Source organism: Kitasatospora sp. NPDC034035 (assembly GCF_055575755.1).
Genome location: NZ_JBVISA010000039.1, coordinates 23,952 through 42,810 on the forward strand (window position 1 = coordinate 23,952; position 18,859 = coordinate 42,810).

At 71.2% G+C, this 18,859-nt stretch carries 19 protein-coding genes and 1 pseudogene; 8 read left to right on the forward strand and 12 right to left on the reverse strand.

Annotation, left to right across the window (positions count from 1 at the left end; genetic code table 11):
• Window positions 1–125 precede the first annotated feature (125 nt).
• Window positions 126–1,118, forward strand: coding sequence for an asparaginase (locus tag ACZ52J_RS36440; protein ID WP_465624975.1), 993 nt, complete (start codon window positions 126–128; stop codon window positions 1,116–1,118).
• Window positions 1,119–1,262: 144 nt separating this feature from the next.
• On the opposite strand, the gene ACZ52J_RS36445 is transcribed toward ACZ52J_RS36440, so the two are convergent.
• From ACZ52J_RS36445 to ACZ52J_RS36455, 3 genes are read right to left on the reverse strand one after another with little or no spacing between them, the layout of a single operon-like run.
• Window positions 1,263–1,802 carry a hypothetical protein gene (locus ACZ52J_RS36445; RefSeq protein ID WP_465624977.1) on the reverse strand — a complete coding sequence of 180 codons (540 nt, stop codon included), beginning with the start codon at window positions 1,800–1,802 and terminating at the stop codon, window positions 1,263–1,265.
• Window positions 1,799–3,508: an alpha/beta hydrolase gene (locus ACZ52J_RS36450; RefSeq protein ID WP_465624979.1), complete on the reverse strand. Its 1,710-nt coding sequence runs from the start codon at window positions 3,506–3,508 to the stop codon at window positions 1,799–1,801. Before ACZ52J_RS36450 ends, ACZ52J_RS36445 begins: the two co-directional genes overlap by 4 nt.
• Before the next feature lie 3 nt (window positions 3,509–3,511).
• On the reverse strand, window positions 3,512–3,913 hold the full coding sequence (locus ACZ52J_RS36455; protein ID WP_465624981.1) for a WXG100 family type VII secretion target: 402 nt from the start codon (window positions 3,911–3,913) through the stop codon (window positions 3,512–3,514).
• Between the two features lie 416 nt (window positions 3,914–4,329).
• On the opposite strand from ACZ52J_RS36455, the pseudogene ACZ52J_RS36460 reads away from it, so the two are divergent.
• Window positions 4,330–5,454, forward strand: a pseudogene (locus ACZ52J_RS36460) (DUF4185 domain-containing protein).
• A 270-nt stretch (window positions 5,455–5,724) separates the two neighbouring features.
• Window positions 5,725–6,864: an alpha/beta fold hydrolase gene (locus ACZ52J_RS36465; protein ID WP_465624983.1), complete on the forward strand. Its 1,140-nt coding sequence runs from the start codon at window positions 5,725–5,727 to the stop codon at window positions 6,862–6,864.
• A 150-nt stretch (window positions 6,865–7,014) separates the two neighbouring features.
• Here the strand turns inward: ACZ52J_RS36465 and ACZ52J_RS36470 are convergent, their stop codons facing one another.
• Together ACZ52J_RS36470 and ACZ52J_RS36475 are read right to left on the reverse strand one after the other, a co-directional pair.
• Window positions 7,015–8,184: a damage-control phosphatase ARMT1 family protein gene (locus ACZ52J_RS36470; RefSeq protein WP_465624985.1), complete on the reverse strand. Its 1,170-nt coding sequence runs from the start codon at window positions 8,182–8,184 to the stop codon at window positions 7,015–7,017.
• 84 nt (window positions 8,185–8,268) lie between these two features.
• A complete protein-coding gene (locus ACZ52J_RS36475; RefSeq protein WP_465624987.1) occupies window positions 8,269–8,841 on the reverse strand; it encodes a TetR/AcrR family transcriptional regulator in 573 nt (190 codons plus the stop codon).
• Between the two features lie 126 nt (window positions 8,842–8,967).
• Here ACZ52J_RS36475 and ACZ52J_RS36480 point away from each other — a divergent pair, with 126 nt between their 5' ends.
• From ACZ52J_RS36480 to ACZ52J_RS36490, 3 genes are all read left to right on the forward strand, one after another.
• The gene (locus tag ACZ52J_RS36480; protein ID WP_465624989.1) at window positions 8,968–9,207 is read left to right on the forward strand and encodes a hypothetical protein; all 240 of its coding nucleotides are present in this window, start codon (window positions 8,968–8,970) and stop codon (window positions 9,205–9,207) included.
• Complete coding sequence (locus tag ACZ52J_RS36485) at window positions 9,204–10,013, forward strand: hypothetical protein (RefSeq protein WP_465624991.1); 810 nt, start codon at window positions 9,204–9,206, stop codon at window positions 10,011–10,013. The genes ACZ52J_RS36480 and ACZ52J_RS36485 overlap by 4 nt, the downstream gene beginning before the upstream one ends.
• Window positions 10,014–10,213: 200 nt before the next feature.
• Entirely contained in the window at window positions 10,214–10,432 is a 219-nt protein-coding gene (locus ACZ52J_RS36490; protein WP_465624993.1) for a hypothetical protein, read from the forward strand.
• Between the two features lie 86 nt (window positions 10,433–10,518).
• Here ACZ52J_RS36490 and ACZ52J_RS36495 read toward each other — a convergent pair whose 3' ends face one another.
• Together ACZ52J_RS36495 and ACZ52J_RS36500 are read right to left on the reverse strand one after the other, a co-directional pair.
• Window positions 10,519–11,328 carry an AraC family transcriptional regulator gene (locus ACZ52J_RS36495; RefSeq protein ID WP_465624995.1) on the reverse strand — a complete coding sequence of 270 codons (810 nt, stop codon included), beginning with the start codon at window positions 11,326–11,328 and terminating at the stop codon, window positions 10,519–10,521.
• Between the two features lie 263 nt (window positions 11,329–11,591).
• Entirely contained in the window at window positions 11,592–12,068 is a 477-nt protein-coding gene (locus ACZ52J_RS36500; protein WP_465624997.1) for a MarR family winged helix-turn-helix transcriptional regulator, read from the reverse strand.
• A gap of 70 nt (window positions 12,069–12,138) precedes the next feature.
• Between ACZ52J_RS36500 and ACZ52J_RS36505 the strand changes: the two genes are divergently transcribed.
• Entirely contained in the window at window positions 12,139–13,071 is a 933-nt protein-coding gene (locus ACZ52J_RS36505; protein ID WP_465624999.1) for an alpha/beta hydrolase, read from the forward strand.
• Between the two features lie 60 nt (window positions 13,072–13,131).
• Here ACZ52J_RS36505 and ACZ52J_RS36510 read toward each other — a convergent pair whose 3' ends face one another.
• Window positions 13,132–13,674 carry a HEAT repeat domain-containing protein gene (locus ACZ52J_RS36510; RefSeq protein WP_465625001.1) on the reverse strand — a complete coding sequence of 181 codons (543 nt, stop codon included), beginning with the start codon at window positions 13,672–13,674 and terminating at the stop codon, window positions 13,132–13,134.
• Between the two features lie 293 nt (window positions 13,675–13,967).
• On the opposite strand from ACZ52J_RS36510, the gene ACZ52J_RS36515 reads away from it, so the two are divergent.
• Entirely contained in the window at window positions 13,968–14,546 is a 579-nt protein-coding gene (locus ACZ52J_RS36515; RefSeq protein WP_360504796.1) for a hypothetical protein, read from the forward strand.
• A gap of 63 nt (window positions 14,547–14,609) precedes the next feature.
• On the opposite strand, the gene ACZ52J_RS36520 is transcribed toward ACZ52J_RS36515, so the two are convergent.
• From ACZ52J_RS36520 to ACZ52J_RS36535, 4 genes are all read right to left on the reverse strand, one after another.
• On the reverse strand, window positions 14,610–15,044 hold the full coding sequence (locus ACZ52J_RS36520; protein WP_465625004.1) for a DUF6882 domain-containing protein: 435 nt from the start codon (window positions 15,042–15,044) through the stop codon (window positions 14,610–14,612).
• A 305-nt stretch (window positions 15,045–15,349) separates the two neighbouring features.
• Window positions 15,350–16,561: a ParB/RepB/Spo0J family partition protein gene (locus tag ACZ52J_RS36525; protein WP_360504793.1), complete on the reverse strand. Its 1,212-nt coding sequence runs from the start codon at window positions 16,559–16,561 to the stop codon at window positions 15,350–15,352.
• A complete protein-coding gene (locus tag ACZ52J_RS36530) occupies window positions 16,561–17,208 on the reverse strand; it encodes a ParA family protein (protein WP_465625007.1) in 648 nt (215 codons plus the stop codon). The genes ACZ52J_RS36525 and ACZ52J_RS36530 overlap by 1 nt, the downstream gene beginning before the upstream one ends.
• Before the next feature lie 475 nt (window positions 17,209–17,683).
• Window positions 17,684–18,823 (reverse strand): serine hydrolase domain-containing protein, encoded by a 1,140-nt coding sequence (locus ACZ52J_RS36535; protein ID WP_465625009.1) that lies wholly within the window; start codon window positions 18,821–18,823, stop codon window positions 17,684–17,686.
• Window positions 18,824–18,859 lie beyond the last annotated feature (36 nt).

The following is an 18,859-nucleotide window of genomic DNA, read 5'->3' on the forward strand; positions in this document are numbered from 1 at the left end:
GCACCAAAGACGTGATAGCCGTAGCCTGCGTCGGCTTCATCGTCCCCGCCAGGCCGCACCGCTGACAGGCTGACACTCGGCTCCCGGACCCCGGACCCCGAGCCCCGGACAAGGAGACAACGACAGTGGGCACACGGACGGTTGCGATCTTCTCCCTGGGCGGCACCATCGCCATGACCATCGATCCGGCCACCGGCGGTGTCGTGCCGGCCCTGTCCGCCCATGACCTCCTCGCCGCCGTCCCCGCCCTGCGGGACCTCGACGTCGAACTGCGCGTCCACGACATCCGGAACGTGCCCAGCGCCTCCCTCGGCTTCGACGACCTGAGCGCGCTCTCGGACGCCCTCGCCGACGCCTTCCGGACCGGCTGCGACGGCGCGGTGGTCACCCAGGGCACCGACACCATCGAGGAGACCGCCTTCCTCCTCGACCTGCTTCATCCCGGCGACCAGCCGATCGTCGTCACCGGGGCGATGCGCAACCCCACCCTGCCCGGGGCGGACGGCCCGGCGAACATCCACGCGGCCGTCATCGCCGCCGCTGCGCCGGAGTTGACGGGTGCCGGCGCGGTGGTCGTCCTCGGTGACGAGATCCACGCCGCCCGCCAGGTCCGCAAGTCCCACAGCACCAGCCCCGCCGCCTTCACCTCCCCGGCCACCGGCCCGCTCGGGCGGCTCTACGAAGGGCACGTCCACCTCCACGGCCCGCTCGCCCGCCGTACGACCTTCGCGGGCCCGTCGACCGGCGCCGCGGCCCGCGTCGGCCTGTACACCGCGACGCTCGGCGACGACGGCACCCTCCTCGCCGCGATGGCGAAGGCGTGCGACGGGCTCGTCGTCGCCGCGTTCGGAGTCGGTCACGTCCCCGAGAACTTCGTGGGCATCCTCGAGCAGGCCGCGTCGCGGATCCCGGTCGTCCTCGCCAGCCGCATCGGCAACGGGCCCGTCCTGCAGGGCACATACGGCTTCCCCGGCTCGGAGAAGGACCTGCTGGCCCGCGGACTGATCCGAGCCGGCCACCTCGACGCCTACAAGGCCCGCCTGCTCCTGCACATCCTGCTCCGCCAGGGCCGCAACCTCGCCGACATCACGGCCGCCTTCGCCGCCGCGGCCCCCTGACTCGTCGGTCGCGGAGCCCGTCGGCCGTCACCGCCGAGGTGTCAGGAGCGGCTGTGCGGGCTCCCCGTGTGGTCCGCGTTTCGGCCGAGGCCGGGGCCGGGGCCGGGGCCGGGGACGCGGACCACACGGGAGCGTGCGTGGCGGTCAGGCCGGCGGGGTGCCGTTCGGCCAGACGCAGGGGGAGCTGACGCGCAGGGAGAGGTTGTGGCTCGCGTCGGAAACGCCGTCCAGGACGGCGAGGAAGTCGTCCTTGGGGTTCTTCAGCTTGATCCAGTCGGGGCCGGTGGCGTCCGAGGTCGGCTGGAAGCCCCGGTCGGTCAGGAAGGCGCGGAAGGCGGCGGCGGTCTCGGCCTTGGGCGCGGACGGTACGTCCCCGAAGTCGTACCCCCGGGCGGTCTGCTTCCTGCCGTGCGGGCCGACGTCGTCGTGGTCGCACTCCAGGTCGCTGAAGTCGCCCGAGCCGGCGGTCGGTTTGACCGGCAGCTTGGCCAGGATGTCCGCGAGGTAGCCGTCGACCTGCTTCTTCGCCTGGTCGAGTGTGACGGTGGGCTTCGACCGCTCCGGCACGGTGTTCGCGCCGCAGGCGGCGAGCAGCAGCGTCGCCGCCGCCAGCGCGGCCGCGGCGGCGGACCGCCGGGCGTGGCGGGTGTTGCGGGTGTTGCGGGTGTTGCGGGTTTCGCTCATGAGATCGGCTTTCCGGCGATGGCCTCGCCCATCGCGCGCAGGGAGGCGGAGCCGTTGTTCCAGTAGTCGGAGTGGCCCGTTCCCGGGCTGGTGGGGAGGATGTGGGCGCCGAACTGGTCGACGCTCGGGTCGCGCCCGAAGGCCACGTGGTGGTCGGGGTTGTCGTTGAAGCCGGTCCAGGCGCCGATGTTGTTCTCGACGTTGCTCCACGCCCCGCCGAGGTCCTCGGGCGCCGCGTACTTGATGATGTCGTCGTCGCCCTGTGCCGCGAAGACGTGGGACGGGTCGACGCCGAGTTCCTTGGCGTGTTCGACGCCGGCACCCGGGCTGGCGATGAGGACGACGTTGTCGACGGGCAGGCCCTTGTCGCGCAGGGTGTAGCCGACGGTCGTGGTGCCGTAGCTGTGGCCGAGGATGGTGTTGTTGGAGGGCTTGCCCTCGTGCGTGGCGCGCAGGCCGGTCTCGAAGCTGTGCAGCTTGTCCTCGGCGTTCTTGGCGTACGTGTCGTCCGCCGCCTCGGGGATGATCGACTGCGGCGCGTCGTAGCCGATCCAGGTGATCGAGGACGTGGTGGCGGGATCGCCGGCCTTCTTGTTGGCCGCGTTCGCGGAGGCGACCATGAGGTCCGACCGGTCGATGTCGCCGCCGACGCCGCCGAGCCGCGCGCCGGTGCCGGGGACGTACGTCGAGACGTTGTCCGCGGTGTCCGGGTTGTTGACGGCGACGATGGCGTGGCCCTTGCCGTTGGTGTCGAAGCCGAGCAGGTACGTGGGCGGGTGGCTGGCGTCGACCGGCTTGTTGAGCCGGTCCTCGATGGCCTTGACGCCCTTCATCTTGTCTTCGAGGTCGTCGTGCTGGCGCTTCCACTCGTCGTACTTGGGGTTGGGGATCGGCTCGCCCTTGACGTAGCCGAGGAACTGCTTGGGCTCGGGGCCGAGGCCGTCGAGCTGGCGCTGCAGGTCCTGCTTGCCGCGCTGCAGGTTGATCCGGTTGGCCTGGTCGCGGGCGGCGGCGGGGACGCCGTCGAGGCCGCCGACCTGGTCGGGGTGGTTGAGGATCATCCGCTGCTGCTCGGCGTCGGTGAGGCTGTTCCACCATCCCTTGACGCTGTTGGGGTCGGTGCCGGCGGCGGGAACCTGCTGGAGCGCGTTCGCCGCGTCGGTGTCGGCCTTCGCGGTGGCGGAGTCGAGGCCGGTGCCGTTGCTCGCGTTGGTGGCGAGGTGGCCAAGGCGGGCGCTGATGGTCTGGTCGGCGTGGTCGGCCTCGGTGAGCGCGGCGGTGATCCGCTTGCTGATCAGCTGGGCCTGCGCCTCGGCGTCGGTGCCGGCGAAGTTGGCCGATTTGGGGTCGTTGTCCCAGGTGATGCCGCCGTCGGGGGCGACGGTCATCTTCTTGGCCTTCGCGTCGTCGAGGGCGCTGATCAGGTGTGCCTGGGCGGCCGCGAAGCCCTCGGAGGCTTCGTGTAGGGCGGTGCCGACGAGGGTGAGTTCCTGCTTGGCGGCCTGGAGTTCGTTGTCCAGGAGCTGGATCCGGGCCTTGGCGTGGTCGGACGCGGTCCCGGTCCACTGCGAGTTGTTCAGCCGGTTGATGACTTCCTGCTGCCACGACTCGTGGTGCTGGCCGAAGGCGGTGGTCAGGGTGTCGAAGGCGGTCTTCGCGGTGATGAGGTTGATGAAGTCGGCGTCGTAGAGGGTCTTGATGTCCATGGGTTACTCGGCTGCCTTCGCGCTGGAGGGCTTCACGGGGCCCGGGACGAAGGTCGTGCCGAACGGGTCGGGCTCGGCCGGGACCGGCGCGTTCGGGTTCCGCATGCTCTCGTGGATGTCCTTCTCGACCTGGCGGTAGTACGTGGCCGACGCGGCGAGCTTGGTGCCGACGTCCCCCATGTCACCGCCGAGCTTGTCCAGCAGCGTCTTCCAGTTCGTCCCGCAGTTCTGGATGGCGGTGGCCGTCTGCCAGCCCTTCAGGCCGCCGGCGGCCTGGTTGCACGGCTCGGTGACCTTCGAGGTCTCGCCCGGTATGAGGCCACCGATGTGCTGTGCGCTCTGCCCGCAGCCGTCCAGCTCGGCCGGGTTGACCTTGAACTCCAAGCCCGCATCGGGATCAGCCATGTCTTTCCCCCGTAGTTCGTCCGGCCCCTGGGCGTTCCCGCGGCCGTGTTTCGTCAGACAGGATCGCTGGGGGATCGTAATCGGTTGCAGGTCGGCCGTGATCCGCGGGCACCGGCTCGGGCACGGGCACAGGCTCGGGTGCGGTATCGGGTGCGGCTCCGTGGCGGCCGCGCCGACACCAGCGGACTGTGCCTGGGGTGCGCGGGCCGGATGGTGAACTGCCGTGTGGAATACCTCATTTGAGTGAAGGTTTGTCCACGGATCGTCGGAACGGCGGCGGCTCGCCGTAGCCTCGGTGGCGACCCGTGGCCACCGAGGGTGCGCGATCCACTCGAAGCCGCAGCAATCCACTGGAAGCCGGCAGGAATCCGTTCGGAGCCGCAGGAATCCGTCGACTCGGAAAGGCCATCGACAGCATGACAGACCCATCGGGCGGGAACGACGCGACGACCGGCGGGCCCTCCCGCCGCAAGCTCCTCAAGATCGGCATCGGCGTCGCCGTGGGGGCGGGGGCCATCGGTTCGGGTGCTCCCGCGGCGATCGCCAACGGCCCGTACGACCCGACCGGTCCGACGATCGCGACCAAGGTGAGGAACCTCAGCGGCCCGGTCGAGACCGGGCCGTTCGCCTCGCCGTGGACCGACCTCGGCATCCCCGTCCTGTGCCCGGACGGCACCATGCTGTTCGTCTGAGGCGACACCTTCGACGGGGACCAGGTGGGCGCCGCCGACTGGCGCGCCCCGGTCGGTCTGCGCTCCGGCAGCGCGGACCTGAACAACCTGCGCATCGACGGCAGCGTCGGCGGCGGCCACGCCAACAGCCTCGTCGACGAGCCGCACAACCCGGTCGGCGACAGGTTCACGACGGCGATCCCGTCCGACGTGTTCGTCGTCGACGGCGTGATGTACATGCACCTCATGCGGGGCGTCATCTACGACACCCACCACACCGACTTCTGGCGCTCCACCGACAACGGTGCGACCTGGGAGTACCTGTGCCAGTGGGCGGGCGACCTGCACGGCGGCCAGTTCCAGCAGAAGACGTACGCCGTGGCCGACGACGGCTACTGCTACGTCCTGTCGACGGTCTTCAACCGCGACGTGGAATCGGGAATGCTGCTGCACCGGGTCCGCAAGGACAGCCTCGGCAACCCGGACGCCTACGAGCCGTGGGGCTACGCGGACGGCGGCTGGCGGTGGAACGCGCCCGCCCCGACGACCGTCTTCGGCACCCGCAAGTGGGGCGAGATGTGCTTCCGCGCCATGGACGGCAAGTACGTCCTCACGTGGCTGAACATGGACCCGCTGTCGATCAGGGCGATGGTCTTCCCCCTCCCGACCTCGGACCTGACCAGGACCCTGGAACAGGCCATGATCCTTCCCGGCACCCCGGGGCAGGAAGTCGGCAATCTCGTCGCCAGCCCGTACGGCGGCTTCGTCATCCCCGGCTCGACGTTCGGCAACTTCCACATCGTCGTCAGCCAGTGGTACGACCCGATGAACTACCGGATCATGCAGTACCGGATCAACATGCTGTCCTGACGGCGCACCTGCACCGGCACCGCGCACCGGCACCGGCACCTGCACCCTCGAGGAGGCGCTCCTCGTCGTCGGCGCACGTGTGACAGCGGCGGTCGTCGAGGCGGGCTCGGGCCCGGACCACCCGTACGGCCAGGCCAGCCCGGACCACCCGTACGGCCAGGCCAGCCCGGCCGTCGGACGGCGGCTCTGCTGTGGCGCCGAGCACGTGCCTCGCCGACTGTGGGGTTGCCGAGGCCACCGCCTCGACGCAGCCGGCAGAAGGGTTCTCCCATGGCCATCACCACGACCGACCACGCAGTCCCTCACACCTCGACCGTCCCCGCAACGGCGGGCCAGAAGGTCGAACTCTTCGTGCGGGAGCATGACGGCACGCCGTCCGGTCCCCCCGCGAACCGCAAGGCCGTCCTCATGCTGCACGGCAGGAGCATTCCGGTGCTGGCGGGCTACGACCTCCAGCACACCTCGTACGGGTGGGCCAAGGCCCTCGCCCAGGCCGGGTACGACGTCTTCATGATGGACCTCCAGGGGTCGGGCGGGTCGCCGCGTCCCCGGATGGAGGACCCGTGCAACGTCAACCCCGGTCAGCAGTCCGCTGTCACGCCCCCGCTGATGGGCTCGCGCACCGCGAGCTACCCCTTCGTCCTGACCAACTCCCAGAGCGACCAGGACGAGGTCGCCACCGTCGTCGACTACATCCGCAGCACCCGCGGCGTCTCGAAGGTCGCCTTCATCGGCTGGTCGGCGGCCGCGTTCGCGATGGGGCCGTACGCGATCAAGAACCCGGGGAAGGTGGAGAGCCTGTTCCTCCTCGCCCCGATCTTCCCGCCGCTCGGTCCGCCGAACCCGCCGACCCTGCCGGCGCCGGGCTTCCCCACCCACGTGCTCACCAGGAAGGGCTTCGAACAGGCCTGGACCAACGAGGTGCACTGCACGGACCAGCGTGAGTCCGACATGGTCGACGTCGTGTGGAGCGCCCTGATGGACATCGATCCGATCGGCCGCACCTGGGGACCGGTCGACCCGTCGACCGGGAAGCCCGCGGGCGCCAGCCGGTACCGGAACTTCGTGACGTGGGGCTGGAACAACACGACCGCGGGGCAGGGAGGCGTCCTCGGCGGAAGCGTGCCCGTGCTGATCGTGCACGGCGAGTTCGACAGGACAGCCAACACGACACCGTCCAACCCCAACCCGGCGCTCGACTTCCACGTCCCCGCGCTCTACGACGCCATCACGGGACCGCACAAGATCCTGGTCACGGTGCAGTGCGCCAGTCACTCGATGCCCTGGGAGGTCCAGCACAAGAACCTGCACAACCTGTCCAAACACTGGCTCGACCAGACCAAGGTCGACGGCAAGACCGAGGGCCGCTTCGAGATGGACGACAACGGCAACATCAGCCCGGCCCCGTAGGCCGGCCGGCGGCTGTGACCGGCCACCACGACCTCGGCGACACCTGGCACGAAGCCCTCGCCGCCGCCCTGGCCGCACCCGTGCTCACCGACGCCCTGCACGCGGCACGGGACCGGACCGCGCGGCAGCCGGGGACGGGCCGATCGCGGGCTACCGCCGTGCGTCGACCTGGACGACCGCGTGCCGGCCGTTGGTGCGCCACGGCGCGCCGCTGCTGTCGAGCCGGTCGACGGTGGCGGCGTCGACGCCGACGATGACGTCCGACTTCAGCGTCCGCAGGGCCGCGACGGCTGACGGGAAGTGCCCCGTCGCCTCGGTGAACGGGGTGGTCGGCGGCCAGAGCCGGTCGCCGACCAGGCGGCGGTAGTTGAGGTCGCCCTTGACGACGGTCAGTGCCGCGCCCGCGAACTCGGCCCGGAGGCCGGCGGGCATGTCGTGGAACGGCAGCGGCGCACAGAAGAACGGGTGGGTACGGACCACGAGCGTGCCGCTGCCCATCGCCTGCCACAGCCGCTCGCCGACTGCCCCGGCGGCCGGCGACGGCGCGCTGCGCAGGCGTTCGACTGCGGCGAGGACGTCGGTCATCGTCGCGTCCGACACGTAGTACGGCTGGGGTTTGACGTACAGGGCGACCTGCGCCGCCGAGCCGCAGGCCAGCAGGTGGTCGATCAGTACGAGGTCCGGCAGCAGCTCCCGGCCCGCGTTGTCCGCGACGACGCAGACCCGCCCGCCGCCCCCGGCCCGCTCCAGTACGGCCCACAGCAGCGCGCTGTCGTCGGCGACCAGGTCGGACGCGGCCGGCCCGCCGGGCTCCGCGGTGATCCGGAAGCTGAGGTCCGCGCGGTTGCCCCACAGCGCGGACGACAGCAGTGCGTCTGCCCGCCGGGCCTGCGGCAGAGCGTCGAGCCCGTCCAGCGCCGCCAACTCCTCGTCCACCGCCGCCCCGCCCAACTCGGCGGCCTTGAACGGCGCGAACGGGTCGACGCCTTGCCACGCACCGGGACGGAAGTAGCCGGTGGCGTCGAGGAGTCGGCGGTAGAAGTAGCTCTCCGCCCACAGGAACGGCGCCTCGCCCCACGGCCTGCCCCACAGGCCCTCACCCCACGCCAGCCACTGGGCCGCGTCCGGAGCATCCGGGTGCGGCGGCTCCAGGACGCCGGTGGTGCTCTCCACGAGCAGCCGCTCGACCGCCGCCCGCTCGGCGGGGCCGTACGGCAGGGCGTCGAGGACCTGCCGGACGAGCTTCGGATGGCGTTCGTGGAAGACGCCCCAGGCGAAGGACCCGGGAACGTCGCTGCGGATCACGGGCGCGTTCGACACGGTGGGGCTCGTCTCTCTCGTCGGCATCGGGCGGGCGGGCGGGTCGGCGTTGGGCAGGGGCGGGCGGGTCGGCGTCGGGCCGGGTCAGCGTGGCCGCAGCCCGGCGAAGACCACGTCGAAGATCCGTTCGCGGGCCGCCGGATCGGCCGCGAGCTGCTCCGCCGCCGTACCGACGCCGACGAGCAGCGCGATCAGCTCCGGCAGGCCCACCTCGGGGCGCACGGCCCCCACCCGCTGCGCCGCGGCGAGGATCCCGGCGAGCTGCGCCCGCATCAGCTCGCTGGACTCCCGCAGGGAGGCGTGCACGTCGATGCCGGCTTCGGTGAGGGCGCGGGTGAACTCCTGTTTGCCGGCGGACTGTTCGACGACCAGGCGGAAGCAGGCGAAGAAGGCCTCGGCGGGTTCGGCCTCGGCGGCGAGCCGGGCGGCGCGGTCGGTGATCGTCTGCAGCCGGCGGACCATGACGGCTTCCAGCAGTGCTTCCTTGGTGGGGAAGTGGCGGAAGAGGGTGCCGACGCCGACGCCGGCGGCGCGGGCGATCTCCTCGGTGGGCACGCCGATGCCGCGGGTGGTGAACACCTCGGTGGCGGCGTCGAGGAGCCTGGCCCGGTTGCGGGCGGCGTCCGCGCGCAGGGGCCGTTCCGAACCGCTGCTCATTCCGCTCGTCTCCCTCCTCTCCGCGGCGATCGCGGATGTACCCGTGGACCACCGGAGTGGGCAGTCCGTGTCGTTCCAAGTGGAGTCGCTGGTCCGATTCTAGCGGCGCGATCCCGGGGGTTGATCATGTCCGAAACACCGTCGCCGCGCGAGGTCTCCGTCGAGCTGCTGGACGGCAGGGAGCGGTCGACCCGTCAGAAAAGCCGACCCCGCCGAGTCACCGTTACGGCCTTCGCCCCCGAGTCGGCCCCTGTGCTGGCTGGCGGCACGTCGAGGGTCATCCGGTTCGGCAGCACCTCCACCGGCAACGGCATGGGGCAAGTCTTCCCACCGGTGGTGATGATCATTAAGGTGTGGAAGCTGTGAGCATGCGTGAATCCGGTGACGAACTGTGGGAAGAGTTCGTCAAGGAGTTTGAGAAGAACAACGCGGTGCGGGAGCCGAGTGCCGCCGAACGGGCGCGTCAGCCCGTGCGACGAAACGCGCGGCGTCGGCTGCTGCTTCCCGTGGCCGCTGCGCTGCTGGTAGCCGCAGGCGCGGCGGCGTCTCTACTCCGACCGTCGGATCCGGACCCGGCGCCGGCCGCCGCAGCCCCGCCTGCGCCGACCGCCGCGGCTGTGCCGTCGTCGTCCGCTCCCTCGCCGCACGCAGCGACGCCGTCGATCGGCGCCCCGTCGGCGGCGTCCGACGGTCCGACCTCGGCGATCCCGCTGTCCGTCTTTCCGGCGCAGGTGCAGGGGTACACGCTGGTGGCGGACGTGGCGCACCCGAGCTGCACCGGCCCGGACACCGTGGCGCCGACCCTCGCCGGGTTGATCACACAGGGCCACGGCTGTCTCGGCGTCGACCTGGCGCTGTACAAGGATGCCGAGGGCAACCAGTACAACCTGGCGCTGTTCACCATGAAGGACCCGGGCGACAGCGTGCACCTGGTGACCCTTCTGGGCTCCCACCCCGAGGCCTACGAGGTCGCCGTCCACATCCCGCCCACGGACTCGGGCCTGAGCCGGTTGCCGGCCGACAGCGGCCTCGTGCAGGGCTTCGCGTCCTACGGGCACGGCATGCTCATCGGTATGGCCCAGTGGTCCGATGGTCGGACCGCAGACTTCGACAAACTGTCGAAGCAGCTCTCGCCGCTGACCGAGGCCGTCATCAACAACGTTCCTGCCTGACGAAGCGCCGTGCCCGACTCGCTCCTCCTCGAAGGGCACGGCGCCCCACCGGACGTCGTACGGCGCCGAATCAACCTGTTGCACGCCCTGGGGCCCGCCTCTGACACGCCGCGGCATCTGGAAGCGCTCCTCGGCGGTGATCCGAAGGCCTTCGTCGACGACTCGGCGGCGACACGCGTCCCTGGCTCGGCAACCCGCACGTGGGCGTCCGGGGCTGCGCAGCCCCGGCGCCCGAACTGGCCGGCGACGATGCAGCGGCCCGGATTCTGCCGGGACTGGCACAGTCGCCGCACGCGTTCGGCGCGTCATTCGGCGACATGGCTCCGCCGCTGCAGTTCCAGTTCAAGCCGTACAAGGACCTGCTCACGGCAGCGCTCCTCTGGCGGGTCGATAGCGCCGAGATGACCGCGCCGAGATGACGGCGCCGAGCTGACGGCTTCGTCGAGCTCCTGATCCGGACTCTCCGACCTGTCACCAAGCGAGGGCCGCCCGGCGGGGTCCGGACCTACCCTGAGGACTTGACCGCCGCACGGAGGCGAGCTGCGTGGGCGGTGGTCTGGCGACCCGTTCGGTAGCGGCCCGGGGTCGTTCCGATGAGGTCGGTGAACGCTGCGATGAAGCTGCTGGGGTTGGCCCATCCGCAGGCGTGGGCGGTCTGGGTGGTGTCGTGGCCGTCGGCGAGGAGTACGAGCGCGTGGTAGAGGCGCAGTTGTGTGCGCCACTCGTAGAAGGTCATGCCGAGTTCGTTGCGGAACAGTCGGCTGAGGGTGCGGCTGCCGGCTCCGATCGCCTTCCCGAGTTCGGCCAGCGTGGCGTTGTCGGCCGGTGTCTCGTACAGCATCCGGGCGACGGCTTGCAGTCGGTCGTCCTGTGGCTCCGGCAGGTGCAGTGGCTGTTCGTGTGCTTCGCCGAGTTCGTCGACGAGGACTCGAAGGAGGCGAGCGCGCGCAGGGCGGCTGTAGCCAGGCGTGGCGTCGTCGGTGTCGCGGGGACCGGTCAGGGCGAGCAGGACCTCGCGGGCGAGGGCGGAGGCCAGGAACACGGCGGGATGGTCCGGTAGGAGCCGGGCGAGGGACGGTGCGAGGAAGACGATCCGCATATCGGTGTCGCCGTGGGCGCGGTGAGAGTGCGTGGACCCGGCCGGGGTCCAGGCGACCCGGTTGGCGGGAACGACGGACGTGCCGCGCTCGGTGTGAACTGCCAGGACGCCGCCGGCCGCGTAGACCAGGTGTCCCCGGGTGTGCGACTGCTCCGCGCTTGTTCCGCCGGACGGCCAGAGGTGGCGCCCGCCGGACGGCCACACATGTGACGTCACACCGGTGTTCGGGCGGGGTGGGCGGTGAACAGGCATCGGTTGGCACTCTAGCGGTGGCAAGCCACCCACCCACCCACCCACCCACCCACCCACACCCGACCCCGGTCGACGTCCCACGTCCCGCAGCCGACAGGGCCGCTTCCTGTACCGGCCGGAGGACGTCACCGCGGGTGACGGATCGCGCCACCGCGGATGACAGGGCGTCATCCGCGGGAGGGCGCCCACCAGGGCCGACGGGCAGTCGCGCGGGAGGCGCGTGCCGGTCAGCCCGTGGGCATGCCGATCTGGTCGCGTTCGAGTGCGGAGCGAAGTTCGGACAGGAGCTGGACGGCGGCCGGTCCCGAGGGGCCGGCGAGGGCGCCTGCGGTCAGCTCGGCCAGTGCCTCGGTGAAGGTCGCCGCCGCGGCCTCGACGAGTTGCAGGCCGTCGTCTGTCAGGTCCAGCAGTGATGAGCGGCGATCCGACGGGTTGGGTTGCCGCATGACCCATGCCTGCTTCTCCAGGCGGTCGATGCCCTTGCTGGTCGCGCCGATGCCGATGGCGAACTCGGCGGCGAGGTCGGCCACCCGGGACCCGGGGTGGTCGCGCAGGAAGCGCAGGAACTCGAACTGCGAGGTGACGATCCCGTGCCGTTCGCGGAGACGGTCGTTCAGCGCGTTGTAGAGGCGCGTCTCGCAGCGGACGAGATCGGCGAAGAAGCCCGGGAGGTCGACCCGGTCACCGCTTGACGTAGATGCCATGGCATATATTTTAATCTAAATGCCTGGGCATATAGTTCTCTGGAATGCACTTGAGATGGAGACGGCGACGATGAGCAGGCAACAGCGCGCGGAGATCGACGCGATGGTCCGGCAGCCCCGGCCCGAGGGCCCTCGGGCGGTGGAGGAACTCCGTGCCGGGTTCAGGGCGATGATGGCCGAAATGATCGTCCCGGCCGGGATCCGCACCCGGACCGCGACGCTCGGCGACCGGCCCGCGATGCTCGTCGAGCCGGCCGGCGCCCCGAAGGCCGGGACGATCCTGTACTTCCACGGCGGCTCCTACGTGGTCGGCTCACCGCAGACGGCCATGTCGCTGACGGGGAACCTGGTGACCAGAACCGGATTCAGGGCGTTCTCGCTGGACTACCGGCTCGCCCCCGAGCACCCGTTCCCGGCCGCGATCGAGGACGGGGTGAGCGCCTACCGCGCACTGCTCGACAGCGGCGAGGACCCTTCGGCGATCGCGTTCGCCGGGGACTCCGCCGGCGGCGGTCTCACCGTCGCCACCTGCCTCGCCGCCCGCGACGCGGGCCTGCCCGTGCTCGCCGCGATCGTCGCGTTCTCCCCAGGGCTCGACATGACCCGGACGGGCGCGAGCATGGACACCAAGGCGGGCATCGATCCGTTCTTCACGCGTGCGGCCATGGAACACACCGGGGCCATGTACCTCGCGGGACAGGACCCGCACCAGCCCTTGCTCAGCCCCGCCACCCTCGCCGACCTGACCGGCTTTCCCCCGATGCTCCTCCAGGCGGGCACCAACGAGATGCTCCTGGACGACTCCACGCGCATGGCCGCTCGCGCGAGGGACGCCGGAGTGGACGTCATCCTGGACATCACCGCCGACGTCCCGCACGTCTACCAGGCGTTCGCCGGTGTCCTGGACGAGGCCGACGAGGCACTGGACCGCGCCGCCCTCTTCCTCGGCCAGCGCATCCGCGCAAAGGGCACCGCGCGCACGCCGGGCGTTCGGCTGCGGTAGTGGCAACGGGTGCCGTCGGAGCCGCTGTCCCGCGGCGGGGCATCCCTCAGGGCTGTCCCGTTACCGCGGTGCGCGTGGGACGGTCCGTTCGTAGATGGCCCCTCCTGGCGTGTACCAGCCCGCCTTCTTCCGGACAGCCGGGCTCGGGTCCTGGGCGTGGGCCGCCTCCAGAGCGGCGACGGCGCGGGCATCGGTATGGACGAACTTGCCGACGAGTTCAGCGGCCCTCGACCGGACCTGCGCGTCGGGGTCGGAGGCCAGGTGCTGCAGTGCGGGTTCGAGGACCCGGTCCGGGCCCGGTGCGCAGGTGTCGCCCTTGCACCGGTCGCAGGCCAGGGCGTGGAACGCGGCGATCCTGACCCGGGCGTCGGGATCGTCGGTCATGGTGATGAGCCGACCCATGGACGCGGTGTCGACCAGGTGGTCCAGAAGGCGGCAACAGCCCTCACGGACAGCCGCGTTCTCGTGGGACAGGCCGGCGCGGATGGCGCCCACCGAGTCCTCCTTGCGTCGCAGCAGCTCCTGGTAGGCCGCCACGGCGCGCTGTGGGTCGCCCAAGCACGAGACGAGGGCTTCGTTGTCGGTCCTGACGAATCCGAGCATGGACCCAGTCTCGGGTCACGCGGCAACGGCTGGCAAAGGGATTTCACCTCAGCCGTGGGAAGGAGGACCGACGCCACCTTCCGGCCTCCCACGGGCACAACGAGGAACTGCATGCCCTGAGGCTGGACGGGAGCCGGATCCGCGACACTGATAGGCACGGGTGCGGGTGATCATGCCGGACGGTCCTGGACTGCTGGGGTGATCCGACTCGGATCGAACCGCCGGTCACCCGCCCGCCCTGAGCCAGAGGACCAACCGGGCATCCGGCTCCGCACTCGAAAGGCTCCGACCCCGTGACCTTCCAGGACCATCTCCGAACCCTCGCCACGCGAGCGATCAGCTCGATCCCGGCTGCCGAGGCAGCGGACATCTACGTCCTCTCGTTCTTCGTCGACAACGAGCGGGACGACCCGCGACAGCCCACGCTGACCATCGGATTCAACACCGAAGCTCAGTTCCGACGCAGCATCGCGAACGCCTCCGACGAGGCAGAAGCCCGCTGGAACTACGCCTTCTGGCTCCAGAACGAGCTCACTGTCATCGGCGACCTCACCCGAGACCCCGACGGAGCCGCAGCCCGCCACCGGTGGATCGCCGACCTCGGACTCTGGTACGACGACCCCGCCCACCCCGACGACTGGATGACCACCGTCGGGCCGACTGCCGCACTGATCGAGGCCAACTTCAACCAGACGTGCGTGCAGCTCGCTCGCGACCTCCACGACGAGGGCGTCATCGAGAACACCATCGGCAGGCCGGTGCCCGTGATCCTCCACGAGCTGGAGTACTACGAGGCCATCGCCCGCCGGACCGAGGCGGCCAACCCGCCCGGACTCGCTGACGACTTCACTGCCTGGGTCCGCACCGGGTGAGGCGTTTCAGGCACGTCCACGGCACCGGGCAGTGCCGAGTGCCGCTGGGCCCGTGACCGTCGTTCAGTCGGCGAGTACCAAGTCGTGGACCAGAAAGTGGAGTTGTACGTCATCCAGGGACTCCGCCCACAGGCCCTCGGCGTCGAGCACGGATGCCGCGACCATCCGGGCCTCGGCGACGAGCTCGGGGTGGTAGTCGAAGCCCGGCCACGGCAGGACGGGGTAGTCGTTCGCCTCGCCGAACTGCCGGACCCGCTCGATGTCGCCCAGGACGGCCTGCGGCAGTGACCCGTTCGCCCAGGACCACAGCCAGGACTGCTGGGCGAGGCTGACGCTGCCGATCATCGTGAGTCGGCCGGTGAGGAACACCTTCCCGGCGCGGGACCACGCGATCTGCGCATCGTCCATCGACCAGTGGTACTGCACATCACCCGAGAGCCCGAACCGCTCGACCATGTGGGCCTGCCGCGAGCGGGCACGCTCGCGGGCCGCGAGCACGACCTCCTCCCATCCGGAGTGGTCATGCTTCGAGCGGTCGTCCGCCGTGTGCCTCCTCGCGCAGAAATGTCGGCAGGATCCTCTCACGAGGCGGCCGGGGCTGGGCCGGATGACGAATGCGGCCGGCCCCTGCGGGCGCGGGGAGGACTGGCATCGTGTCATGGGTCCGGCGCCGTGGCTCGGGATGGCCCGCCCAGTCCCGAGAGGCATGCGATGGAGGCGCCGGTCGGAATGCCCCGCCGGGGCCTCAAAGAGACGTGGTGTCCCGCCTCACCCGATGGGCAAGGCGGGACACCACGCACGTGTCAGCTGCTGGTCGTCAGCAGACGGTTGGCCAGGGCGTCGGCGAGGCGGTAGGCCTCGTCGGCCGAGAGGGTGCGGCAGATGGCGTCTGCCAGTTCCTCGACGTCGTGCCAGTCGACGTTGCCGAGTTCCGTCGACGGAGTGGCGGCCGACGGCGCTTCGTCCGACGACGGGACGACGGCCCGCTGCTCCGGCATCGGGAGCGGCTCGGAATTTTCCGCGGAAAATCGGTCGGTGTCCGTGGCGGGCTCGGCGTCCGGCAGCGGACTGCGCGGAGCAGGCTCCGGCCGAGGTGCGGCGGGGGCCGCGGGCTCCGCCGCAGCCGGTGCCGCCGCCGACGGTGCCGCCTCCGCCACCGGCCGGGCGGCCGGCTGAGCGGTCGGCTGGGCGGCCGGTGCAGATGTGACCACCGGCTGCGGAGCCTGCGCGACGGCAGGAGTGGCCTTGGGCGCGGCCTTCGCCTCCAGCCTCGCCGCCCGCTTGGCCGCCACCGCGTCGGCGTCGGCCTGGAGCAGTTGCTCCAGCTCCGACGTCTGCTGGGCCAGGGACATCTCCTCGATGCCCTTCACCGACCCCAGCCGGCGCGCGACGTTGATGGAGACGCCCTCCTCGCCGCGCGCCTTGGCCCGCACCTGGCGCTGCAGCTCGGGGTGGAGCTTCAGCAGGTTCTTGCGGTGCGAGATCCAGCTCTGGGACCAGCCCTCGGCCTCGGCGGCCTCCTTGGCGGTGGGGTACTGCGCCACGATGAGCAGGACCGCGTTGGCCTCCTCGATCGGGTCGAAGTCCTTGCGCGCCATGTTCTCGTCGAGCGCGGCGCGCAGCAGGGTCGCCTTGGACTCCGCCACCGTGTCGTCGACGACGACGAGCAGCTGCTCGCGCCCGTACAGCTGCGCGGCGGCGCGGCGGCGGTTGCCGTTGACGACGACCACGTCCTGCGGGCCCGCGCCGAGTGCCTGCCGGTCCTCCGGCCACAGCCGCAGGTAGGCGGCCGGGGTGACGGCGAGGCAGCTCTGCAGCTGGCGGTCCTTGATGCTCGCCAGGTCGGAGAGGTCGCCCAGTTCGTCGCGGGGGTTGCGCGGGTTGGGGAGGCAGTTGGCGGTGGGGATCCACCGGGCCGGGGTGTTGTTGGCCGCGGAGTTGGCGCTGTCGACGCCGGGGGCGTCGACGACCGGGTCGGTGGCCATCGAGGCGAAGGAGACGCGACGGCCTGCCATCAGCGGCCTCCGTACCCGAGCTCGAGGGACAGCCGGAAGAAGTCCTCGCGGGCCCGGTAGGCGGTGCCGCTCTCCTTGTACTGGGTGACGACGGTGCCTTCGGCGACCGCCCGCGAGTGGATCTTGTAGCGGCGCAGGACGGTCTTGGCACGCGGCCAGCCCTTCGCCGCGATGTACGCCTCGGTGTCCTCGAGGTCGGCGCGGCCGTCCCGGGGGTCCCAGTTGTTGATGACGATCCGGAAGGGGATGTTCATCGGCTCGATGACCTTCTGGATGGTCCGGGCCGTCGGGTCGAAGCACAGCGGCTCGGTGATCATCGGGACCAGGACGTCATCCGCTATCTCCAGGGCCCGGCGCAGGATCTCCTCGTCGGCCAGGGTGCCCGGCGTGTCGATGAAGATGTGCTCGTACTCGTCCTTCTCGCCGAGGACGTCGAACGTGCACGCCGCGAGGTTGACCGTGGTGGTGGTCTTGCCCACGCCGCCCTTCTGGTTGGCGATGACGTGGATCTTCGCGCCGGTGTTCTTGAGGTGGATCAGCTGTTCGGCATGGTCGTGCGCCGCCATGAAGTCGAAGGGCAGGTTGTCGCCCACTCTCTCCGCCCAGACGACGGCGGACCCCTGGGGGTCGGTGGACACGACAAGCACGGATGGCTTCATGATGTTCCGTTCTCTCCGTGGGCTTCCCGGGCGGACTACCCGGTACTGCGGACGCCCGCCGTTCGAAGTCGTGAACGGCGGACAGGAACAGCATCTCAGAAGATCAACTGGGAGTCTGACGCGACCCGCCTGTGTTTGCGCACAATGGTCGGCTCCCGGGCCTGATTCCGTATCGGATTCCGTACGAGATTCCCTGCCGGAAACCGGTCGTCCCCTCGTGGGAACGACGGTTCGCCCCGGCGACCCGTGTTCGGGGAGCGACCTGCGGGGGAGGGGGGAGTGAACAGGAATCGGTCGCGGCACTCGCCGAATCGCGCACCCGGATAATCAGCAGGAAGTGACGTTCCGGGATTGTGACGGACCGGCAGATCGGAAGCCGCCGGAATTCCCCCGCCGCCGACGACGCGCCGCTGGGGCCGCACAGGCCGCCGGGGATGCGGCGGCCCGGCGGCCCGTCGTGTCCTCAGCCGTCCGCGATGCCCAGCGCCGTGCGGATCTCGGCGGCCAGTCGGGCGTCCAGGCCGCCGGTGGTCATCCGGTTCTTGACGAGGGCGAAGGAGAACCGGTGCGCCGGGTCGGCGAACGCCGTGCTGCCGCCCGACCCGCTGTGGCCGAAGCCGCCCGCCGGACGCACCGGCGGCGAGGAGGCGTCCCCGATCAGGAAGCCGTAGCCCATCGTCCACGGGATGCCCAGCATCCGGTCCACGCCGCTCGCGCGGACCGTGGTCGCCTCCCGCAGGGCCGGTCCCGAGAGCAGCCGCATCCCGTCCAGCTCACCGCCGCCCGCCAGCGCCGCGTACAGCCGGGCGACCGCACGCGCGGTCATCACACCGTTGGCCGGCAGCGGCGTGCGCCGGAAGTCGGCGCGGTTGGCCAGCCCGGCCACGGGGAGCACGGCGCGCGGGGCGCAGACGAAGAACGGAGCTCCGGCCGGGATCCCCTCCAGCCGAGCCGCCCAGCCGCCGTCGTCACAGGTGGCCACCCGCGGCAGCAGGTGCTCGGGGGCGTGGAAGAGCAGGTCGTCGGCGATCCCGAGGGGCCCGGCCAGTTCCTCGCGCAGCAGCTCGTCGCAGCCCCGGCCGGTGGCGCGGCGCAGGATCTCGGCCACCAGCACCCCGTACGTCCAGGCGTGGTAGCCGACCGCGCTGCCCGGCTTCCACAGCGGCTCCTGCCCGGCGAGCCAGGCGGCCGTGGCCGGAAGGTCCAGCAGCCGTTCGGGCGTCACGTCCGCCGGCAGCTGCGGCAGCCCGGCCACGTGGGAGAGCACCTGGCCCAGCGTGATCCGCTCCTTGCCGGCCGCACCGAACTCCGGCCAGTACCGCGCCACCGGGTCCCCGTACGCCAGCACGCCCCGGTCCACCAGCACCGCCACCAGGGCGGCCGCCACCCCCTTCCCCATCGACCAGGCCGGCACCAGCGTGTCCGGCCCCATCGGCCGGTCCCCGGCCCGGTCGGCCGCGCCCGCCCAGGCGTCCACCACCAGCTCACCGTCCAGCCACGCGGCCACCTGCACGCCGAGCTCCGCACCGGAGCCGGTGACCTCCTCCAGGACCGCCTCGACCCGCCGCTGCGCCGCGTTGTCCGGCGCCGTTCCGCTCCCCATCCCGCCCTCGTCCCCCTTCGTCCGCTGCCCGGGCCC